The organism is [Mannheimia] succiniciproducens MBEL55E, from assembly GCF_000007745.1.
Taxonomy (GTDB): domain Bacteria; phylum Pseudomonadota; class Gammaproteobacteria; order Enterobacterales; family Pasteurellaceae; genus Basfia; species Basfia succiniciproducens.
In genome coordinates this window covers 1,255,140-1,274,750 of sequence record NC_006300.1, presented here as the reverse complement: position 1 = coordinate 1,274,750, position 19,611 = coordinate 1,255,140, and the positions used below count along the sequence as shown (strand labels likewise).

Here is a 19,611-nt window from a genome sequence, read left to right as displayed (position 1 = left end):
CAAAGTTTTTTCTGCTTTTAAAATAGCTCCGTTTTTAATTAATTCCATTTTTTTATAAGGAAACTTTATGATGTTTAAAAAATTAGTACTTTTAGCGACAGGCATGTTTGCTGTGGCAACCACAACTCAAGCTGTTGCAGCGGATAGTTTATTAGATCGCATTAATAATAAAGGCACCATTACGGTGGGTACGGAAGGGACTTACGCACCTTTTACTTATCATGACGCCAGCGGTAAATTAACCGGTTATGATGTGGAAGTAACGCGGGCGGTAGCCGACAAACTGGGCGTGAAAGTTGAATTTAAGGAAACCGCATGGGATTCTATGATGGCGGGCCTGAAAGCGGGGCGTTTTGATATTGTGGCGAACCAAGTGGCGTTAACGACACCCGAACGTCAGGCGACATTTGATAAATCCGAGCCTTATAGCTGGTCCGGCGCCATGATGGCGGTTCGTGCGGATGACGATAGCATTAAAACTTTAGACGATATTAAAGATCGTAAAGCGGCGCAGTCGTTAACCAGTAACTATGGTGAATTAGCAAGAGAGAAACAGGCGAAAATAGTACCGGTTGACGGTTTAGCGCAATCATTATTAGTCGTTCAACAAAAACGTGCCGATTTTACCTTAAACGATAGTCTGGCGATTTTAGATTATTTGAAGAAAAATCCGAATTCGGGTTTAAAATCAGCTTGGGAAGCACCGGCTGAAGAAAAATTAGGTTCAGGTTTAATCGTAAATAAAGGTAACGACGAAGCGCTGGCAAAAATTAGTGCGGCGGTAATTGAGCTACAAAAAGACGGCACGTTGAAAAAATTAGGCGAACAATTCTTCGGAAAAGATATCAGTGTTAAATAATCTCCTTCTTTCCATTCCTTTTATGACCGAGTCCCGCGTGGACTTGGTCATTAGCGCTTTTTGGCCGATGGTGGAAGCGGCGGTATTGGTTTCGATACCGCTTGCCGTTTCATCTTTTATAATCGGCATGATTATTGCCGTTGCGGTAGCGCTGGTGCGGGTTACGCCGGTTAACGGGGTAATCCACCGTTTATTTTTGGTGATCGTTAAAGTTTATATCTCCATTATTCGCGGCACGCCGATGTTGGTGCAGATTTCCGTTGTATTTTACGGATTGCCCGCTCTGGGGATTTTTATTGATCCGATTCCTGCGGCAATTATCGGTTTTTCATTGAATATCGGGGCTTATGCCTCCGAAACCGTACGTGCGGCGATTTCTTCCGTACCGAAAGGTCAATGGGAAGCGGGCTATACTATCGGTATGAGCTATATGCAGACATTTCGCCGTATTATCGCTCCGCAGGCTTTTCGCGTTGCGGTTCCGCCGTTAAGCAATACCTTTATCGGTTTGTTTAAAGATACTTCCTTGGCTTCGGTGGTTACCGTTACGGAAATGTTCCGTGTCGCTCAACAAATGGCGAATATGTCTTATGATTTCCTGCCGATTTATATTGAAGCGGGTTTAATTTATTGGTGTTTCTGTTGGGTATTATTCGTGATCCAGGCTAAGGTTGAGAAACGCATGGAGCGTTACGTAGCGAGATAATATGATAAAAGTAAAAAATATTCATAAAGCCTTTGGTGAAAACGTGATTTTGCGCGGTATTGATTTAGACATTACAAAAGGCGAAGTGGTGGTTATTCTCGGACCTTCCGGTTCGGGCAAAACCACTTTTTTGCGTTGTTTAAATGCGTTGGAAATGCCGGAGCAAGGCACCATTGAGTTTGATAATGCGGCGCCGTTAAAGATTGATTTCGCCGCTAAACCGTCGAAAAAAGATATTTTGGCCCTGCGCCGTAAAGCGGGGATGGTGTTCCAGAACTATAATTTGTTTCCCCATAAAACCGCATTGGAAAATGTGATGGAAGGTCCGGTGCGGGTGCAGAGCAAAAAGGTTGCGCAGGCCCGTGAAGAAGCCTTAGCATTGCTGACAAAAGTCGGTTTAGCCGATAAAGCGGATCTTTATCCGTTCCAACTTTCCGGCGGTCAGCAACAGCGTGTGGGCATCGCACGCGCATTGGCGTTACAACCGGAATTAATGTTATTTGACGAACCTACTTCGGCGTTGGATCCGGAATTGGTACAAGATGTGTTGGATACAATGAAAAGCCTTGCCAAAGAAGGCTGGACGATGGTGGTTGTCACCCATGAAATTAAATTCGCGTTAGATGTGGCGGATTTAGTGATTGTGATGGACGACGGGGTTATTGTGGAACAGGGCTCTCCTAAACAATTATTCGATAATCCTCAACATGAACGAACCAAAGCGTTTTTACAACGTTTGCGTTCCCACTAATATGCAAAAGAGATAGTCTTAACTATCTCTTTTTTTGTATTTGAAAAGTGCGGTCAAAAATCAGCAAATTTCGCTTGCTTAATTTCCCGCTTGATGAATACAGCCTTCAATTTGTTTCAAACCGTTAAGACGGGTTGAAGTTAAACGTTGCGCAATACCTAATTCCGCATAATAAGAGGTTAAATCGAACCGGCGGCATTGTTCCGTCGGTTTTCCGTTAACGGCGAGGGATAAAATCCATAATAATCCGTTGATAATACGGGCGTCGCTATAAGCCTGAAAATGTAAAGTGCGGTCGGAATTTTGTGAAATTTTAAACCACACCTGTGCTTCACAACCCGAGAGGGGTTGCATTTCCGCCAGTTCCTGTTCCGTCGGCTTGGTAATATTTTTGCCCGCCTGAATAATTAACCGATAGCGTTCTTCCCAATTTTTAGCGTTTTTTAATTGTTCCTGTAAATTCATTTATTCCTCTAATAATGCAAGGCTTTTGTCCAATGCGGTGAAAAAGGCGTCAACCTCTTGTTGCGTATTGTAAGGGGCAAAACTTAATCTCAGGGTTGAATGTTGTCCCAACCGGGATAAATAAGGCTGGGCGCAGTGAACGCCGGTACGCAGTGCGATATTCTGTTCTGCCAGTAATGTTGCGAGATCGGAACCGGCAATATTTTTAAAGACAAAACTGATAACCGAACTTGGTTTCGGCGAATTAAACAGTTGACAAAATTCGTAATTTTTTAACCGCACTTTTGTCTGTTCGGCAAGCTGCACCGCATGATGTTCCGCCTGTTCGAAATCCCATTGATTAAGCCATGACAATACGGCATTAAAGCCGATTACACCGGCAATATTCGGCGTGCCGGCTTCTAAACGGTAGGGCAGTTCGGCAAAACTAATTTGTTGTTTTGATACCCGATCAACCATTTTCCCGCCGTAAATTAAGGGCTGAAGCAGTTCAAGTGCGGTTAATTTCCCGCTTAAAACCCCTAATCCGTTCGGACCGTAAATTTTATGGGCGGAAAAGGATAAAAAGTCCGCATCCAGTTTCCGCAAATCAATTTTAACGTGACTGATTGCTTGCGCCGCATCGACGGAAACCAGAGCGGAACTATGCTTGCGGATTAAGCGGATTAAATGTTCGACTGGTTGTTCCGTGCCTGTTACGTTAGATACAAAATTGAGCACCACTACTTTGGTTCGTTTGTTTAAGGCTTCCAAAAGAGCGTTTTCATCGATTAGCCAATTATCCTGAATCGGTAAAATACGCAATTTTGCACCGCACTTTTGTGCAATCATCGACCAGGTCACAAAATTGGCATGATGATCCGCCTCGCTGATAATGATTTCATCGTCAGACTGAATATAAGGAATTAATCCGTTTGCCACGGTGTTAATGGCTTGCGTTGTACCGGAGGTCCAGATAATTGCTTTGTCACTTTCCGCATTGATTAATTGACGAACTTGTGAGCGAGCCTGCTCATAGAGTGCCGTTTGTTCTTCATCATATTGGCTGCGGTGTACGGAACCGGCGGATTGATAAAATTTTACCGTCGCATCAATTAAACTTTGCGGTTTTAGAGTGGTTGCTGCGTTATCTAAATATATGACCCTGTCGGGATGCTGAAAATAAGGGAAGTGCGAACGGAATCCGGTAGTGTCGAACATTAATTTTTCTCAGTACGTTGTTTTTTATTTTGAATATTTCTTTTGTATAATTCCCGGCGATAGCGGCTTGGTTCTATGGGATTTGTTTCTCGCCATAAACCGATTTTGCGTTTTTTCGCCAACGCCTCGGCCTTGCCGTACTCGGGATTTTCCGAATACTGATTATAAGCCCATGCCAAACCAAGTTGTACCATTTTTAAGTTGATATTTTCATTTTTTTCGTTAAAAACCGTGGCAAGTGTTCGGTTATAGCGATCATAACCGGAAATACGCAATGTTATTTCCCGCTTAAAAATCAGTTGGGCTAATTGCTGACGGGCTTTATTGCCGAAGGGCTGACGGCGTTCGGGGGCGTCAATGTCCAGCAGGCGCACTTTGATTTGCTTATTGTTACGCGCCAAACAGGTGAGGCTGTCGCCGTCGGACACCCGGACTACACGACATTTCACTTCGCGCTGCGCCTGCGCCCAAAGTGGTAATAAAATTAAGAAGATACTTATAAAAGTGCGAATGTTTTTCATGTTTTTACAGTTATATTGATTTAAATCGGCATATTCTACTCAAAAAAGGGTAACAAAAGGAAATAAATGAGAGTAGACTTGAAACCTATTTTTCGACGCATTTATCAGCGCTATATTTTTTTATTTTTACTCGGATAACAGAGAGATAGTTATGAGACAAAAAATATTTTTATTCGTGCGATCTTTGATTATTTTATATTTGATTTTATTTATTGGCGAAGGGATTGCAAAGCTCATTCCCATCGGTATTCCCGGCAGTATATTCGGTTTACTGATTCTTTTTATCGGGCTGACTACGCAAATTATTAAAGTCGATTGGGTTTTCTTCGGAGCCTCGTTATTAATCCGCTACATGGCGGTGCTGTTTGTGCCGGTAAGCGTCGGCGTGATGAAATATTCCGATCTGTTGGTTTCTCACGCAAGTTCATTATTAATTCCTAATATAGTCAGCACCTGCGTGACTTTATTGGTGATCGGTTTTTTAGGGGATTATTTGTTTTCGTTAAATTCCTTTACCCGGCTACGTAAAAAAGCGATTAAAAAACGGGATATTAATAATGTAAACAATAAAGGAGAGGCATCATGATTTATTTTTATACGTTATTAACTATTGCCGCTTTTATGATTGCGTTACTCATCACTAAGCGGATTAAATCCGTTTTGTTAAATAGTTTTGTTTTAACCGTAATTATTTTAGTTGCGGTATTGCTGGCGGCAGACATTCCTTATGATCAATATATGGCGGGTAATGCACCCTTGAATAATTTGCTTGGTGTCAGTGTAGTGGCATTGGCATTGCCGTTATATGAACAGCTTCATCAAATTGCCGTCCGTTGGAAAGCCATCTTGTTTATAGTGACTTCCGCCTCCTTGTTATCAATGTTTAGCGGTGCATTATTAGCCTTAGCCTTGGGTGCTTCAGCAGATGTGGTGGCGACGGTATTACCAAAATCGGTCACTACGCCGATTGCTATGGCGATTGCACAAAATATCGGCGGCGTGCCGGCAGTGGCTGCGGTAGGGGTGGTTGTTGCCGGTTTGCAGGGGTCTGTTTTTGGTTATTTGGTATTAAAAAAATTACAATTAAAAAACTCGGAAGCCATTGGGCTTGCCGTGGGATCGGTATCTCATGCGCTGGGAACGGTCAGCTGTCTTGAAGTGGATGCAAAAGCGGGAAATTATAGCTCGATCTCATTGGTTTTATGTGGGATTATTAGTTCATTATTAGCACCTTTAGTGTTTAAACTCGTTTCATTTTGTATGTGATGGATAAATGCAGAAAATACAGTTAAATAATATTTGGCAGCAACGATTTATTACGGATAAGCCGAGAGAGAAAGATCATCGTCCGCCGTATCGGCGCGATCGCGGGCGCATTTTGCATAGTGCGGCATTTCGCTGCTTGCAGGCAAAAACGCAGATTCACGCAGTAGGTGAAAATGATTTTTATCGTACCCGTTTAACCCATTCTCTTGAGGTGGCGCAAATTGGTAATAGTCTGGTGGCGCAACTGAAATTCGGCGACAGTTTTGAGCATTTGGCGGCGCAACTGAATGCGGATAAAACCGCATTGCAACAAAGTTTAAAACCGCTTTTACCTTCTAACGATTTAATTGAAAGTTTATGTTTTGCCCATGATATCGGGCACCCTCCTTTCGGGCACGGCGGCGAAGTTGCTCTTAATTATATGATGAGAGAACATCATGGTTTTGAAGGAAACGCGCAGACATTCCGTATTGTAACCAAGTTGGAACCCTATACGCTCTCCGCCGGCATGAATCTAACCCGCCGTACTATTCTGGGGTTGGTAAAATATCCTACTTTGTTGGATCTTTCCTCGCCCGATTATGCAAAATCGGATTTACAGTCAAATGGTGATCCCCGTTATGTAAAGATTAACGATTGGCGACCGGGCAAAGGATTATTTTATGATGATTTACCTATGTTTGAGTGGTTGTTACAGCCTTTGAGCGACGCCGACCGCACCTTGTTCGGGCAATTTCAGCAACCGCGCCAATCGCCGTCGGATATGCTGAAAACCAAATTTAAGTCATTGGATTGCAGTATTATGGAAATTGCGGATGACATTGCTTATGCGGTGCATGATTTAGAAGATGCCGTCGTCGTCGGGCTGGTTAACCGTCAGCAATGGCAGGAGGCGGAGGTTGAACTGAAAAACTGTCGTTCAAACTGGATACAGTCTAACATTGAACAAATTACCGAAAAATTATTTTCCGATCAGCATTACCAGCGGAAGAATGCTATCGGTGCGTTAGTTAATTATTTTATTACCCATATTCGCTGGAAAATGACCGCAGATTTTGCCGAACCGTTGCTACGTTATAATGCGGAACTGCCAAAAGGAGTACTGGACGCGTTGAATGTATTTAAGCGTTTTGTATTCAAGTATGTTATCCGAGACGTAGAAACCCAACGGATCGAATATAAAGGTCAACGCATATTGACCGAAATGTTCCAGATTTTCGAAAGTGATCCCGAACGGCTTTTACCGAGAAATACGGTAAAACGCTGGCAAAATGCCACAGATGAAGGAAAACACAGAATTATTTGCGATTATATTGCCGGCATGTCGGATGCTTATGCCTTACGGCTTTATCAGCAATTGTAAAAAATTGGCAAAAACTGACCGCACTTTTGGCGTTAAATTGTGATGAAACCGTCAAAAGTGCGGTTTATTTTTTTCGTTTTTGCTTGAGCGTTTTCGAAAAATAAGTCTCTAAATGTTCGAATTGGAACGTATAACCTAAGTCCAGCAGTTTTTTAGGATAAACATTTTGGCTGTCCAGCAACAAACAGGCGCGTTCACCCAAAAATAACCGCAATATGCAAGCGGGGACAGAAAAAAAGTGAGGGCGTTTTAGTCTGGATCCTAATAAGCGGTTAAATTCTTTATTGGTTACGGGATTCGGTGAGGAAAAATTAAACGCGCCGACGGCGTTGGGATTATTTATCAGAAAGATAATGCCTCGCACCATGTCTTTTAGGGCAATCCAAGGCATAAATTGCTGTCCGGAGCCTAATTTCCCCGCTAATCCGAAACGATAAAGCGGTAACATTCGGGCGAGCGCGCCGCCTCTGGGCGACATCACCATTCCGGTGCGAATCACGCAAACCCGGGTGTCGGCTTGTTGTGCCGCAGCTTCCCAAGCCTGGCAGAGTTCGGCTGTAAATGAAGTTGCGGGCAAAGCCGATTCTGTTAATAATTGGCTTCCCGCATTGCCATAAAATCCTGATGCAGAACCGGATATAAATACCGGCGGGCGTTTTCCCCGATTAATTAATTGCGTTAGTTGTTGAGTTAATAAAATTCTGCTGTTTTTTAACCGCAGTTTTTGTTCATCCGTCCATTTTTTATCAAAAATAGGTTCGCCGGCAAGATTAACAACCGCATCAAATTGATCCAGATTTTTATAAGTAGAAAGAGAAGAAACCCAATCAACTTCGGGGAATAGTTTTTGGGCGGTATTAACGGCGCGAGTGAGGGCGGTGATCTGATGAGATTGCTTGAGTAATTGTCGGGTTAGAGCCTTTCCCACTAACCCTGTTGCGCCGGTAATCAGTATCTTCATATTTATAAAGAATTCTCAAAAAGTTGTTGAATGGTATTAATTAATTCTTTAATGCCCGTTCCTTTCGTCGGTGTGATAAAAATCGTATCATCTCCCGCAATAGTACCTAAAATACCTTCCGTTTTGCCGACGGAATCCAGTAACCGGGCGATAAGTTGTGCAGCGCCCGGGCTTGTTTTGATCACGATAAGAAAGTCATTATGATCAATGTCTAGCACGAGATTTTTCAGCGGACTGCTGGTGTTCGGCACGCTTAATTCATTGGGCAGGCAATATACCATTTCCATACGGGTATTACGGGTGCGGATCGCACCGAATTTTGTCAGCATCCGGGAGACTTTGGATTGATTAATATTACTGAAACCCAAGTCTTGCAACGCACTGACAATCTCACTTTGCGAACCGAAACGTTCCTGTGAAAGTAAGTCTTTAAATACAGTTAATAAATTATCCGTTTTTTCTATTGCCATATTTATTTTCCATTAACACAAATTGCATAAATTTTGCATAAAAATTCAAAAAAATGCAATAAAAATTTAGAAATATGATTTATTCGGTAATAACTATTTTTAGTTATTTTCGTTTTCGAAAAAAATTAGCAAAAAATTTGTTTTAGATCGTGAAAATAGCGACTAAGTATTTGTAATTTTGTGATTCTGTCTTTATACTTTCTACCAATTTCAAGTTATAAATTTCCACATTAAGGAGTCTTAAATGAAAGTTGCAGTTCTAGGTGCCGCAGGCGGCATTGGTCAAGCGTTGGCTTTATTATTAAAGTTACAATTACCGGCTGGTTCATCTTTATCTCTGTATGATGTCGCACCCGTCACCCCGGGTGTTGCTAAAGATCTTAGCCATATCCCAACAGATGTTGTGGTTGAAGGTTTTGCCGGTACGGATCCTTCAGAAGCATTAAAAGGGGCGGATATTGTGTTAATTTCTGCGGGTGTGGCACGTAAACCGGGCATGACACGTGCGGATTTATTCGGTGTTAATGCGGGTATTATTCGTAGTCTGACCGAAAAAGTGGCGGAACAATGCCCGAAAGCCTGTGTGGGTATTATCACCAACCCGGTTAATGCGATGGTTGCCATTGCGGCCGAAGTATTGAAAAAAGCGGGTGTTTACGACAAACGTAAATTATTCGGCATTACTACCTTAGATATTCTTCGAGCGGAAACCTTTATCGCCGAATTAAAAGGCTTAGATCCTACTCGGGTTACAATTCCTGTTATCGGCGGTCATTCGGGTGTAACCATTCTTCCGTTATTGTCTCAAGTTCAAAATGTTGAATGGAGCAGTGAAGAGGAAATCATTGCTTTAACGCATCGTATCCAAAATGCAGGTACGGAAGTGGTTGAAGCAAAAGCGGGCGGCGGTTCTGCAACCTTATCTATGGCGCAGGCGGCGGCACGTTTTGCATTAGCATTAGTGAAAGCCTCGCAAGGTGCGAAAGTTGTTGAATGCGCTTATGTGGAAGGCGACGGCAAATATGCCCGTTTCTTTGCACAACCGGTTCGTTTAGGTACAGAAGGTGTTGAAGAATACTTAACCCTGGGTAAATTAAGTGCATTTGAAGAAAAAGCGTTAAATGCTATGTTAGAAACTTTACAAGGTGACATTAAGTCAGGTGAAGATTTTATTAACGGTTAATTTACTTTCTTATTAATCAATAAACGGCATATAAATTCTTATATGCCGTTTTTGTTTGGGATCAATCCGTAAATTTGGTTTGATATGCAATTAACTGTGCTTTAGTTAAAACAAATACGCCTACACCGCCGTTACGTAATTCCACCCAATTGAAAGGCACATCAGGGTATTGTTCTATCAGGTGGATCATACTGTTTCCTACCTCACAAACCAATACGCCGTCATCATTCAGATAGTTTGCCGCATTTGCTAAAATTTGTTTGGTGATCGTTAAACCGTCAACACCCGATCCTAAAGCCATTTCCGGTTCGTAATGAAATTCTTCCGGCATATCGGCAAGATCTTCTCGGTCCACATAAGGCGGATTAGATACGATTAGGTCGTATTTATCTGCGGGCACATTATCGAATAAATCCGATTGTATCGGGAAAACCCGCTCGGAGAGGTTATAACGATCAATATTGATTTCAGCCACATTCAGCGCATCAATGGAAAGATCCACCGCATCCACTTCCGCTTCTTTAAATTGTTCCGCACAGGCAATGGCAATACAGCCGCTACCGGTACACATATCTAAAATACGTTTAGGTTCCTTGACAATAATGCCTTGAAAGCGGTTTTCAATTAATGCGCTGATTGGGGAACGGGGAATGATAACGCGTTCATCCACATAAAATTCCAAACCGCAAAACCAAGCGGAATTGGTTAAATAAGCAACGGGTAAACGCTTTGCCAAACGCTTGATAACTAAATTTATCACCGTTTCTTTTTCTGCTTGAGTAAGATTGGCATTGTATAATTCCTGTGGAAGATCGAGCGGCAGATCTAAGCCAGATAAAACGAGCTGAGTTGACTCATCCCAACTATTGTCTTGCCCGTGGCCGTAATAAATATCCGAACGATTGAAATTGCTATAAGTCCAACGCAGATAATCTTTAATGCTATGAAGATTGTTTGTTATATCATCCGCTTGAATAAAATCAATTAATTCTTGATTGAAAGTAACAGACGTCATAATAATACCTATATGAAATGAGATATGAGAATAGAGCACATATCTATGCAAGATTAATTTTACGATATTATATGCTATCATGACGATAAATAGCTATATTTTGAGGTGAAGAATGTTAAAAGATGAAGATATAAATTTATTTCGCGAAAGTATTAAAGGCGCAAAAAAACTGGCACAAAATACATTTGTAGCACCGAAAAAAGTAAATGTAAAAAAGAAATCGGAACAGCGTGAAATTAGAGAAAAATCAGATACGCTGTTTTATTTTTCAGATGAATACGAACCCTTACTGAATGAAGAAGATGCGGTGAAATATTTACGTGAGGGAGAAGATACCTATTTACTTAAACAATTGCGCCGAGGGGATTTTTCTCCCGAATTATTTTTAGATCTGCACGGATTAACCAAAGAGCAGGCAAAACTGGAATTGGCAAGCCTGATTCAGGCTTGCCTTGACGAACATGTTTATTGCGCAAGTATTATGACGGGATATGGCACTTATACGTTAAAACGGCAAATTCCCCGCTGGTTGGTGCAACACCCTAACGTAAGAGCGTTACACCGGGCTCCGAAAGAGTGGGGCGGTGATGCGGCTATTTTAGTGTTGATTGACTCTTAAAATGACAATACGGATACTGATAAATGCCTAAATGTTTAACGGACACCGAGTGTGGTGTCCGCCATATTGATTTTAAAGATGATTTTATGGATAGCTTAATACAATTTTAACGAGCGTTATGTCCGGCTTACATCCTGTTTTAATCATATAAACTTTTATCCGATTCGTTAGGGCGTGTTTTAAAACGGCGATGTAACCACATATATTGTTCCACTCCAAGCATAATTTCTCTTTCCACCACTTTATTCATGCGTTTGGCAATTGCCTCTTTATCATGCAAAATATCGGTAAAATCTACCGGAGGTTCGACAGTCACGGTATAGCCGGAACCGTCCGTATTACGTAGCGGTGCAAAAGGGACTACCTTACTGAGCGGAGAGGATTTTAATAAATAATAGCTGCCTGTGGTTGTTGCCGCGTCAGGTACCGAAAAGAGCGGTACGAAAACCGCATTTTTTCTGCCGTAGTCATGATCAGGCGCATACCAAATAGTATTGCCGGTGCGCAAGGCTTTAATCATGCTGCGCAGATCCTTGCGATCTAATAAATCTTTGTTGGAACGAATACGACCGCGATACTGCAACCAATCCATAATCGGATTGTCATTCGGGCGATAAACACCGATCCCCGGATGTTGCAAACCTATTATACGAGCGCCAAGTTCCAGCGTAAGAAAATGCACACCGACTAAAATAATCCCGTCTTTAGCATTATTTTTGAGATATTCGATACCTTCAATTTTGCTCCATTTGGCAATACGCTTATCCGACCAGAACCACGCCATACCGGTTTCGATAATTGCCATACCTACAGACTCCAGATTGGCTTGTAAAGTTGATTCAATTTTTTCTTCATTCCAGTTTGGAAAGCAAAGCTGCAGATTACGGCGCACGATTTGAGATCTGCGTTTACCGACACTCAGTTTAGAAAATAATTTTCCCAAACCCAGACCGATTTTACATAAAAGAGGGTAAGGCAATAAAAGAATCAGACGGAAAATGCCGACAGCAAGCCAAAACGGCCAGTACTTGGGGGCTAAAAAAGATTTTTGAAATATAGGAGTATTATTTTTTGCCATAACAGAGAATGAAATATAACATGATAAAACTTGTTTGTTAGTTTAACGGAAATTTACTTAAATTTTAAGCCAATCAAGTCGGGACTGTGGTAAAATCTGCAAAATTTCTGTTTTATAACAAATAAATATGCATAGGATTCAATATGGCTCAATATTCGGCTCAATTTAATCAAGCGAAAGTACTGGTTTTAGGCGATGTAATGTTAGATCGCTATTGGTTTGGTGCGACAAATCGTATATCACCGGAAGCACCGGTGCCGGTTGTGCGAGTTCAGGAAAATGAAGAACGTGCCGGCGGAGCGGCAAACGTGGCGATGAATATTGCCTCGCTAAATGTGCCGGTTCAACTACTCGGCTTAACCGGGTTGGATGAAACGGGAAAAGCACTAACGACGTTGTTGCAAACACAAAAAATTGATTGTGATTTTGTGCGGTTAGCTACTCACCCGACAATTACAAAACTGCGTATTCTTTCCCGTCATCAACAATTGTTACGCCTTGATTTTGAAGAGGATTTTAAAAACGTACAAAGTACCGAACTGCTGACAAAACTTGAAAATGCGGTTAAAAATTTTGGTGCGTTAATCCTTTCCGATTACGGCAAAGGAACTTTAAATGATGTGCAACAGATGATCCAGATTGCCCGTAAAGCCAAAGTACCGGTATTGATTGATCCGAAAGGCACGGATTTTGAACGTTATCGCGGTGCGACATTATTAACACCGAATATGTCTGAATTTGAAGCTGTCGTAGGGAAATGTGATACCGAAGAAGACATTATCGAAAAAGGCCTCAAGCTTATTGCCGATATTGAATTAAGCGCTTTATTGGTTACCCGCTCGGAAAAAGGAATGACGTTATTACGACCGGGACAGGAAGCTTATCACTTACCGACAGAAGCCAAAGAAGTTTTTGATGTGACCGGCGCCGGCGATACGGTAATCAGCGTATTAGCCACAGCCCTTGCCGACGGACGTTCTTTTGAAGAAGCTTGTTTCTTATCTAATGTCGCCGCCGGTATTGTGGTCGGTAAACTGGGGACTTCAACGGTTTCCACCATCGAATTGGAAAATGCCATTCATGGCAGATCTTCAACCGGTTTCGGCATTATGAACGAAGATGAGCTTAAAGTTGCCGTTCAATTAGCTAAAGCCCGCGGGGAAAAAATCGTGATGACTAACGGTTGTTTCGATATTTTACATCCCGGACATGTTTCTTATCTGGAAAATGCGCGTAAACTCGGCGATCGTCTGATTGTCGCCGTCAACACGGATGATTCCGTTAAACGTCTGAAAGGCGAGACGAGACCGATTAACGATTTACCGTCAAGAATGGCGGTACTTGCCGGGCTTTCATCGGTCGACTGGCTGGTGGCATTTGATGAAGATACGCCTCAGCGTTTAATAGGTGAAGTTTTGCCTGATTTATTGGTGAAGGGTGGTGATTATAAACCGGAAGATATTGCCGGCTCAAAAGAAGTTTGGGCAAACGGCGGCGATGTTAAGGTCTTAAACTTCGAGAACGGTTGTTCAACCAGCAATGTAATTCAAAAAATCCGTGAATTGAAGGATTAAGAATATTTTCTTATTTAACGGATAATTGAGCGGACGCCGGATATGGCGTCCGGCTGAAGTCCGCCATTCAAAAAATTTTGTTTTTTCGACCGCACTTTTTATTCTAGATGTTCATCTGCTGGAACAGATTGAGTTTGTCCGGTACGAGGTAAATCTGTTCGTTTACCTTATATTGAGACTGGCTATAAGCGGCTTTCGTCAGAATTACTTCAATCGGCTGATCACTTTGCGCACTCTCGATTTCGATACGTACAATAAAACCAATCGCATTAATATGGGTGATTTTACCGGTAGCGAGGGCGTTGTCGGCATGTCTTGATATGGTGAGTTCATAGGGACGAATATAGGCGGTCGCCGATTGATTATTTACCGGTTGTGTAGTGTTGGTTGCCGGATCAATTTTGTGGCTGAACTCGCCAATGACCAGATTACCTTCATCAATATGCCCGTGAAAAACATTCACATCACCCACAAACTGGGTGACGAAAGGCGTTTGCGGAGCATGGTAAATTTGATTCGGTTCGTCGATTTGTTCAATTTGCCCCTGATTCATTACCACGATACGATCGGAGACATCCAGCGCTTCATCCTGATCATGGGTGACAAAAATACTGGTCACATTCAATTCCTGATGCAGATCGCGCAACCAGCGGCGTAATTCTTTGCGTACCTGCGCATCTAAGGCGCCGAAAGGTTCGTCCAGTAATAATACTTTGGGTTGCACCGCAAGGGAGCGAGCTAACGCGATACGTTGCCGTTGTCCGCCTGACAACTGATTAGGGTAAGCATTTGCCAGCCAATCCAGTTTTACCAGTTTTAAAAGTGCGGTCACTTTTTGCTGAATTTCTTCCTTGCTCGGACGTTCTTTACGCGGTTTTACCCGTAAACCGAAGGCAACGTTGTCATAAACCGTCATATTTTGAAACAGCGCATAATGTTGAAACACAAATCCCACGCCGCGATCCTTTGCCGATAAATCCGTGACATCCCGATGTTCAAATAAAATTTTGCCGGAATCTGCAAATTCAAGTCCCGCGATGATGCGCAAAAGGGTGGTTTTTCCGCAACCGCTGGGGCCTAAAAGCGCCGTTAGCTGGTTTTGTTTGAATTGTAAATTAATATTTTTCAAGGCATGGAAACTGCCAAAATGTTTTTCTAAATTTTCAATTTTTATGGACATGGTGGTTTCCTGTTTAATGTCGGTTGAATTTTCGTTTCTGTAACCAAGTCAGCGTATTTTGCAAACCAAGAGTAAATATTGCCAGTAAAGCCAACAAGCTGGCGCAGGCAAAGGCGGCGACAAACTGGTATTCGTTGTAGCTTATTTCCACATAAAGGGGGATGGTATTAGTCAGCCCGCGGATATGCCCGGAAACCACACTTACCGCGCCAAACTCGCCCATCGCGCGCGCATTGCTTAAAATAACGCCGTAAATTAACGCCCATTTAATTTTGGGAAAAGTAATCTTGCGGAACAATGTCCAACTGTTTGCACCGAGAATTAATGCCGCCTGTTCTTCACTGTTACCTTGCGCATTCATCGTCGGGATCAGGGATTTGACAATCAGCGGAAACGTCACAAATAAGGTCGCCAACACAATGCCGGGCAGGGCAAAAATAACGCGAATCTGATGCGTCGCAAGCCATTGTCCGAAGAAACTGTCGATACCGAACATCAGCAAAAACATTAAGCCGACCACAACGGGTGAAACGGAAAAAGGCAAATCTAAAAGTGCGGTTAAAAAACTCTTACCTTTAAAATTAAAGTAAGCAATTGTCCAGGCCATTACCACGCCGATAAAAATATTAATCGGCAGCACGATTAACGCTACTTTAACGGTCAGCCAAATTGCCGCTTGAGCCTCTTCCTCCTGAATTGATTTGATAAATAAATCAATACCTTGTTCCAAGGCGTAATAGAACACCGTCAACAGCGGAAATAATAAAATAATTGTGAAGAATAATAGCCCGACGCTGATTAATCCCCATTTTTGCCAATCCGTTTTTTCCATTTTATTTCACCTGTGTTATGCGTTTATTGATTGCCCATTGCAGCCAGTTGACTAGAAAAATCAAAATAAATGAAATTAAAATCATTAGTAACGCTACAACCGATGCCCCCTGTACATCATAAAGATCCAGTTTCGACATAATAATCAACGGCGCGATTTCGGAGACCAAAGGTACGTTACCGGCGATAAAAATCACGGAACCGTATTCGCCCAGCGAACGGGCAAAGCCCATGCCGGCGCCGCCGATAATGGCGGGCAGCAGGGCGGGAATAATCACCTTGGTTAGCGTCGTCCATTTTGATGCGCCTAAAATATGGGCCGCTTCCTCAAAACTCGGGTCAAAATTGGCGAGTACGGGTTGGATAGCCCTTACTACGAAAGGCAGGCTGACAAAAATCAGGGCGATAGCAATGCCGCTCGGCGTATAGGCGATTTGAACGCCCGCTTTGGCTAGAATGCCGCCGATTAAACCTGTCGGCGCGTAGAGAGAGGCAAGGGCAATTCCCGCCACCGCCGTCGGCAGGGCGAAAGGCAGGTCAATAAACGCATTCACCAGCGATTTTCCCCGAAAATTGTAGCGAACAAGAATCCAGGCTAATAAAAAACCGAAAATGATGTTAACCACCGTTGCCGCCAACGCCATTTTAAAAGAAAGCAGAATGGAGGAAATAACGCGTGTGCTGGTAATGATTTGCCAAATTTCCGTACCCTTGAGCTGCAACGCGGTGATAACCAATAAGATTAAAGGCAGCACGATCATGGAGGTCAGCCATAAGATCGTGACAGTTAATCCTCGTCTAAAGCCCGGCAATACCTGTCTCATTTTTGCTCCCGTGATTCATATCCAGACAAAATTTTTCAAAAAAATAACCGCACTTTTCCTTCAATGCAAAGAACAAAAAATTATTTCTTATAACTTTTATGAATATTTAAACGATTAAATTAAGGTGGAATATTTCTTTTGGTTATAAGAAATTCATTTTTGTTATTTTCGAACGAATAAATTTTGTTTTATAAATTTAGCCGTACCGATTGAACGGGTATTTGTTGTTATGAATTTCACCTCGGTTGCACCGAATATTAGGAGAGCAAAATGAAAAAATGGATTGTTATTTTTCTTATTGCGCTTATCTCGGCTGGAATCTGGTTGAAAACTCACGAACAACAAGCGCGGAAAACCGTATTGCTTAATGTCGCTTATGATGTAATTCGTGATTTTTATAAAGAATATAACCTCGAATTTCGTCAGGCCTATAAAGCGCAACAGGGGCAAGACTTAATGATTTCCCAATCTCACGGCGGCGCAAGCAAGCAAACGTTGAGTGTGGCGAGCGGTTTACCGGCGGATGTGGTGACGCTCACGCAAAGTAGCGATGTAGATATCTTAGTTAAAAAAGGATTGGTGGATAGCCACTGGCAGCAAGCCTTGCCAAACCATAGCGTCCCTTTCGGTTCGGTGATGGTATTTCTGGTGAAAAAAGGCAATCCGAAAAATATTCATGACTGGCATGATTTAATTCGTGATGACGTATCCGTTATTTTTGCCAATCCGAAAACCTCGGCTAACGGACGGTTTGCCTATTTATCCGCTTATGCTTACGCCAAAGCACAGGGCGATGAGCAACAAGCGCAAGCTTTTATGAAAAAAATATTAGCCCGTGTGCCGGTGCTGGAAAGCGGTGCGCGGGGGGCGAGCATTTCCTTCACTCAGCGTAATTTAGGCGATGTGTTGATTGCACCGGAAAACGAAGCGGCGCTGGCGGCAAAAGCGCTGGGTGAGAATAGCTTTAGCGTGATTTATCCGAGTTATACCGCTTATACCCCGGTTTATGTGGCGGAAGTTAACGCCAACACAAAAATTAACGGTACGCACGAACAAGCGCAAGCCTATTTACGCAATCTATGGTCGGAAGCGGCGCAGGAATTGGCGGTAAAACATCATTTTCGCCCGACCAATGAAAAAATTTTACAAAAATCCACCGCACTTTTTCCGCCGGTGAATAGCTTTGATGTGAACCAAGTGTTTGGCGATTGGGCCATAATCAATCAAACCCATTTTGCCGACAACGCATTATTCGATCAACTTTACATTGCTGCTCAGCATAAGGATAAATGATGAATTACTTTCCCGTTTTCGCCGATTTAAATAACCGTCCGGTGCTGGTGGTAGGCGGCGGTACGATTGCCGCGCGTAAAGTGAACTTGCTGCTTAAAGCCAATGCGGAAGTGCGCATTACGGCACAAAAATTAAACGCGGAATTGACCGCACTTGTCGAGCAGGATCGCATTATCTGGATTGCCAAAGAATTCCACGGCGAACAGATTCGCAACGTATTTTTAGTGGTGGCGGCGACAGATGACGAACAACTTAACGAACAGGTTTTCCAGGTGGCGGAAAGCCGGCAAAAACTGGTTAATGTGGTTGATGATCAAGCGCGTTGCTCCTTTATTTTTCCTTCCATTATCGATCGCAGCCCGATCCAGGTCGCCGTTTCAAGCGGCGGCGCGGCACCGGTACTTGCCCGCTTATTACGTGAAAAACTGGAAGCCTTATTACCGCAACATTTGGGTGTGATGGCGGATATTTCCGGCAAATGGCGGCACAAAGTAAAACAACAATTAAAAACAATTACCGAACGTCGTCGCTTTTGGGAAAGTTTGTTCAACGGCAGATTCAGCCGGCTATTAAAAAACCGTCAGATTGAAGCGGCGAAAAAAGAATTGGAATTACAACTGACCAAAGATTATCAAGGCGGTTCGGTTTCCTTAGTGGGTGCCGGGCCGGGTGATGCGGGGTTATTGACGCTGAAAGGCTTGCAGGAAATCCAGCAGGCGGATGTGGTGTTATATGACGCTTTGGTTTCCGCCGAAATTCTGGATTTGGTACGTCGTGATGCGGAATTGATCTTTGTTGGCAAACGGGCGCAGGGGCGTCAGGTGGCGCAGCAAGAAACCAATCAGCTTTTAGCGGATCTTGCCCTGCAGGGTAAACGTGTGGTGCGGTTGAAAGGCGGCGATCCTTTTGTGTTCGGCCGCGGCGGTGAAGAGTTGGAAGTACTGGCGCAACAAGGTATTCCGTTTTCCGTCGTGCCGGGCATTACGGCGGCAATTGGCGCCACCGCCTATGCGGGCATTCCGTTGACCCATCGGGATTATGCGCAAAGTGCGGTTTTCGTCACCGGGCACCGCAAAGCCGATGCCTCGGATATAGAATGGCAGACTCTCGCCCGCAGTAATCAGACATTAGTGATTTATATGGGTACCTTAAAAGCGGCAACCATTGCGCAAAGTTTGCAGCAATACGGCAGAGCCGCTTCAACGCCCGTTGCCGTAATTTCGCAAGGTACGCAGGAAACCCAGCACACGCAAATAGGCACCCTGAAAAATCTGGCGGAACTGGCGGAAAAAGCGCCGACTCCGGCTTTAATTGTGGTGGGTGAAGTGGTGTCGTTACATGAAAAATTAGCCTGGTTCGGTGAAGATAAATTCGCGCAAAAACGACCGCACTTTACCTTGGACAGCCTGCGTATTGAGCGAGTAGCTTAGGGTAAGCTGACGGATAAATTTA

General features: G+C 43.2%; 21 protein-coding genes. 11 read left to right on the top strand and 10 right to left on the bottom strand.

What is annotated here, in order from left to right:
• Nucleotides 1–70: 70 nt before the first annotated feature.
• The 3 genes from MS_RS05835 to MS_RS05825 are packed head-to-tail and all read left to right on the top strand — an operon-like array spanning nucleotide 71 to nucleotide 2,316.
• Nucleotides 71–859: an amino acid ABC transporter substrate-binding protein gene (locus MS_RS05835; RefSeq protein ID WP_011200451.1), complete on the top strand. Its 789-nt coding sequence runs from the start codon at nucleotides 71–73 to the stop codon at nucleotides 857–859.
• Complete coding sequence (locus MS_RS05830) at nucleotides 849–1,565, top strand: amino acid ABC transporter permease (protein WP_011200450.1); 717 nt, start codon at nucleotides 849–851, stop codon at nucleotides 1,563–1,565. The genes MS_RS05835 and MS_RS05830 overlap by 11 nt, the downstream gene beginning before the upstream one ends.
• A gap of 1 nt (nucleotide 1,566) precedes the next feature.
• Nucleotides 1,567–2,316 (top strand): amino acid ABC transporter ATP-binding protein, encoded by a 750-nt coding sequence (locus MS_RS05825; protein ID WP_011200449.1) that lies wholly within the window; start codon nucleotides 1,567–1,569, stop codon nucleotides 2,314–2,316.
• Between the two features lie 78 nt (nucleotides 2,317–2,394).
• Here the strand turns inward: MS_RS05825 and MS_RS05820 are convergent, their stop codons facing one another.
• The 3 genes from MS_RS05820 to MS_RS05810 are packed head-to-tail and all read right to left on the bottom strand — an operon-like array spanning nucleotide 2,395 to nucleotide 4,502.
• A complete protein-coding gene (locus tag MS_RS05820) occupies nucleotides 2,395–2,781 on the bottom strand; it encodes a SufE family protein (RefSeq protein ID WP_011200448.1) in 387 nt (128 codons plus the stop codon).
• Entirely contained in the window at nucleotides 2,782–3,981 is a 1,200-nt protein-coding gene (locus MS_RS05815; RefSeq protein ID WP_011200447.1) for a cysteine desulfurase, read from the bottom strand. It lies immediately after the preceding gene.
• Entirely contained in the window at nucleotides 3,981–4,502 is a 522-nt protein-coding gene (locus MS_RS05810) for a thermonuclease family protein (RefSeq protein WP_011200446.1), read from the bottom strand. The genes MS_RS05815 and MS_RS05810 overlap by 1 nt, the downstream gene beginning before the upstream one ends.
• Nucleotides 4,503–4,653: 151 nt before the next feature.
• Between MS_RS05810 and MS_RS05805 the strand changes: the two genes are divergently transcribed.
• The 3 genes from MS_RS05805 to MS_RS05795 are packed head-to-tail and all read left to right on the top strand — an operon-like array spanning nucleotide 4,654 to nucleotide 7,131.
• Complete coding sequence (locus MS_RS05805) at nucleotides 4,654–5,088, top strand: CidA/LrgA family protein (protein WP_011200445.1); 435 nt, start codon at nucleotides 4,654–4,656, stop codon at nucleotides 5,086–5,088.
• Nucleotides 5,085–5,768, top strand: a complete 684-nt coding sequence (locus MS_RS05800) for a CidB/LrgB family autolysis modulator (protein ID WP_011200444.1) — start codon at nucleotides 5,085–5,087, stop codon at nucleotides 5,766–5,768. Before MS_RS05805 ends, MS_RS05800 begins: the two co-directional genes overlap by 4 nt.
• 7 nt (nucleotides 5,769–5,775) lie before the next feature.
• On the top strand, nucleotides 5,776–7,131 hold the full coding sequence (locus tag MS_RS05795; protein ID WP_011200443.1) for an anti-phage deoxyguanosine triphosphatase: 1,356 nt from the start codon (nucleotides 5,776–5,778) through the stop codon (nucleotides 7,129–7,131).
• 64 nt (nucleotides 7,132–7,195) lie between these two features.
• Here MS_RS05795 and MS_RS05790 read toward each other — a convergent pair whose 3' ends face one another.
• Entirely contained in the window at nucleotides 7,196–8,092 is an 897-nt protein-coding gene (locus tag MS_RS05790) for a TIGR01777 family oxidoreductase (RefSeq protein ID WP_011200442.1), read from the bottom strand.
• Between the two features lie 2 nt (nucleotides 8,093–8,094).
• The gene (argR, locus tag MS_RS05785) at nucleotides 8,095–8,562 is read right to left on the bottom strand and encodes a transcriptional regulator ArgR (RefSeq protein ID WP_011200441.1); all 468 of its coding nucleotides are present in this window, start codon (nucleotides 8,560–8,562) and stop codon (nucleotides 8,095–8,097) included.
• Nucleotides 8,563–8,806: 244 nt separating this feature from the next.
• Between argR and mdh the strand changes: the two genes are divergently transcribed.
• Nucleotides 8,807–9,745 carry a malate dehydrogenase gene (gene mdh, locus MS_RS05780; RefSeq protein ID WP_011200440.1) on the top strand — a complete coding sequence of 313 codons (939 nt, stop codon included), beginning with the start codon at nucleotides 8,807–8,809 and terminating at the stop codon, nucleotides 9,743–9,745.
• A 61-nt stretch (nucleotides 9,746–9,806) separates the two neighbouring features.
• Here the strand turns inward: mdh and prmB are convergent, their stop codons facing one another.
• Nucleotides 9,807–10,760, bottom strand: coding sequence for a 50S ribosomal protein L3 N(5)-glutamine methyltransferase (gene prmB, locus MS_RS05775; protein ID WP_041639777.1), 954 nt, complete (start codon nucleotides 10,758–10,760; stop codon nucleotides 9,807–9,809).
• A 112-nt stretch (nucleotides 10,761–10,872) separates the two neighbouring features.
• Here prmB and smrB point away from each other — a divergent pair, with 112 nt between their 5' ends.
• Entirely contained in the window at nucleotides 10,873–11,379 is a 507-nt protein-coding gene (gene smrB, locus MS_RS05770) for an endonuclease SmrB (protein ID WP_011200438.1), read from the top strand.
• 139 nt (nucleotides 11,380–11,518) lie between these two features.
• Here smrB and MS_RS05765 read toward each other — a convergent pair whose 3' ends face one another.
• Nucleotides 11,519–12,457, bottom strand: a complete 939-nt coding sequence (locus MS_RS05765; RefSeq protein ID WP_011200437.1) for a Kdo(2)-lipid IV(A) acyltransferase — start codon at nucleotides 12,455–12,457, stop codon at nucleotides 11,519–11,521.
• Between the two features lie 143 nt (nucleotides 12,458–12,600).
• Here MS_RS05765 and hldE point away from each other — a divergent pair, with 143 nt between their 5' ends.
• Complete coding sequence (gene hldE / locus MS_RS05760) at nucleotides 12,601–14,031, top strand: bifunctional D-glycero-beta-D-manno-heptose-7-phosphate kinase/D-glycero-beta-D-manno-heptose 1-phosphate adenylyltransferase HldE (protein ID WP_011200436.1); 1,431 nt, start codon at nucleotides 12,601–12,603, stop codon at nucleotides 14,029–14,031.
• 103 nt (nucleotides 14,032–14,134) lie between these two features.
• On the opposite strand, the gene MS_RS05755 is transcribed toward hldE, so the two are convergent.
• Genes MS_RS05755 through cysT form a run of 3 tightly spaced genes read right to left on the bottom strand, consistent with a single transcriptional unit; the run spans nucleotide 14,135 to nucleotide 16,866 of the window.
• Nucleotides 14,135–15,211 (bottom strand): sulfate/molybdate ABC transporter ATP-binding protein, encoded by a 1,077-nt coding sequence (locus MS_RS05755; RefSeq protein WP_011200435.1) that lies wholly within the window; start codon nucleotides 15,209–15,211, stop codon nucleotides 14,135–14,137.
• A 13-nt stretch (nucleotides 15,212–15,224) separates the two neighbouring features.
• The gene (cysW, locus tag MS_RS05750) at nucleotides 15,225–16,043 is read right to left on the bottom strand and encodes a sulfate ABC transporter permease subunit CysW (protein ID WP_011200434.1); all 819 of its coding nucleotides are present in this window, start codon (nucleotides 16,041–16,043) and stop codon (nucleotides 15,225–15,227) included.
• Between the two features lies 1 nt (nucleotide 16,044).
• On the bottom strand, nucleotides 16,045–16,866 hold the full coding sequence (cysT, locus tag MS_RS05745; protein ID WP_041639776.1) for a sulfate ABC transporter permease subunit CysT: 822 nt from the start codon (nucleotides 16,864–16,866) through the stop codon (nucleotides 16,045–16,047).
• Between the two features lie 270 nt (nucleotides 16,867–17,136).
• Here cysT and MS_RS05740 point away from each other — a divergent pair, with 270 nt between their 5' ends.
• Complete coding sequence (locus MS_RS05740) at nucleotides 17,137–18,159, top strand: sulfate ABC transporter substrate-binding protein (protein ID WP_041639774.1); 1,023 nt, start codon at nucleotides 17,137–17,139, stop codon at nucleotides 18,157–18,159.
• Nucleotides 18,159–19,589: a siroheme synthase CysG gene (gene cysG / locus MS_RS05735; protein WP_041639772.1), complete on the top strand. Its 1,431-nt coding sequence runs from the start codon at nucleotides 18,159–18,161 to the stop codon at nucleotides 19,587–19,589. The genes MS_RS05740 and cysG overlap by 1 nt, the downstream gene beginning before the upstream one ends.
• Nucleotides 19,590–19,611 lie beyond the last annotated feature (22 nt).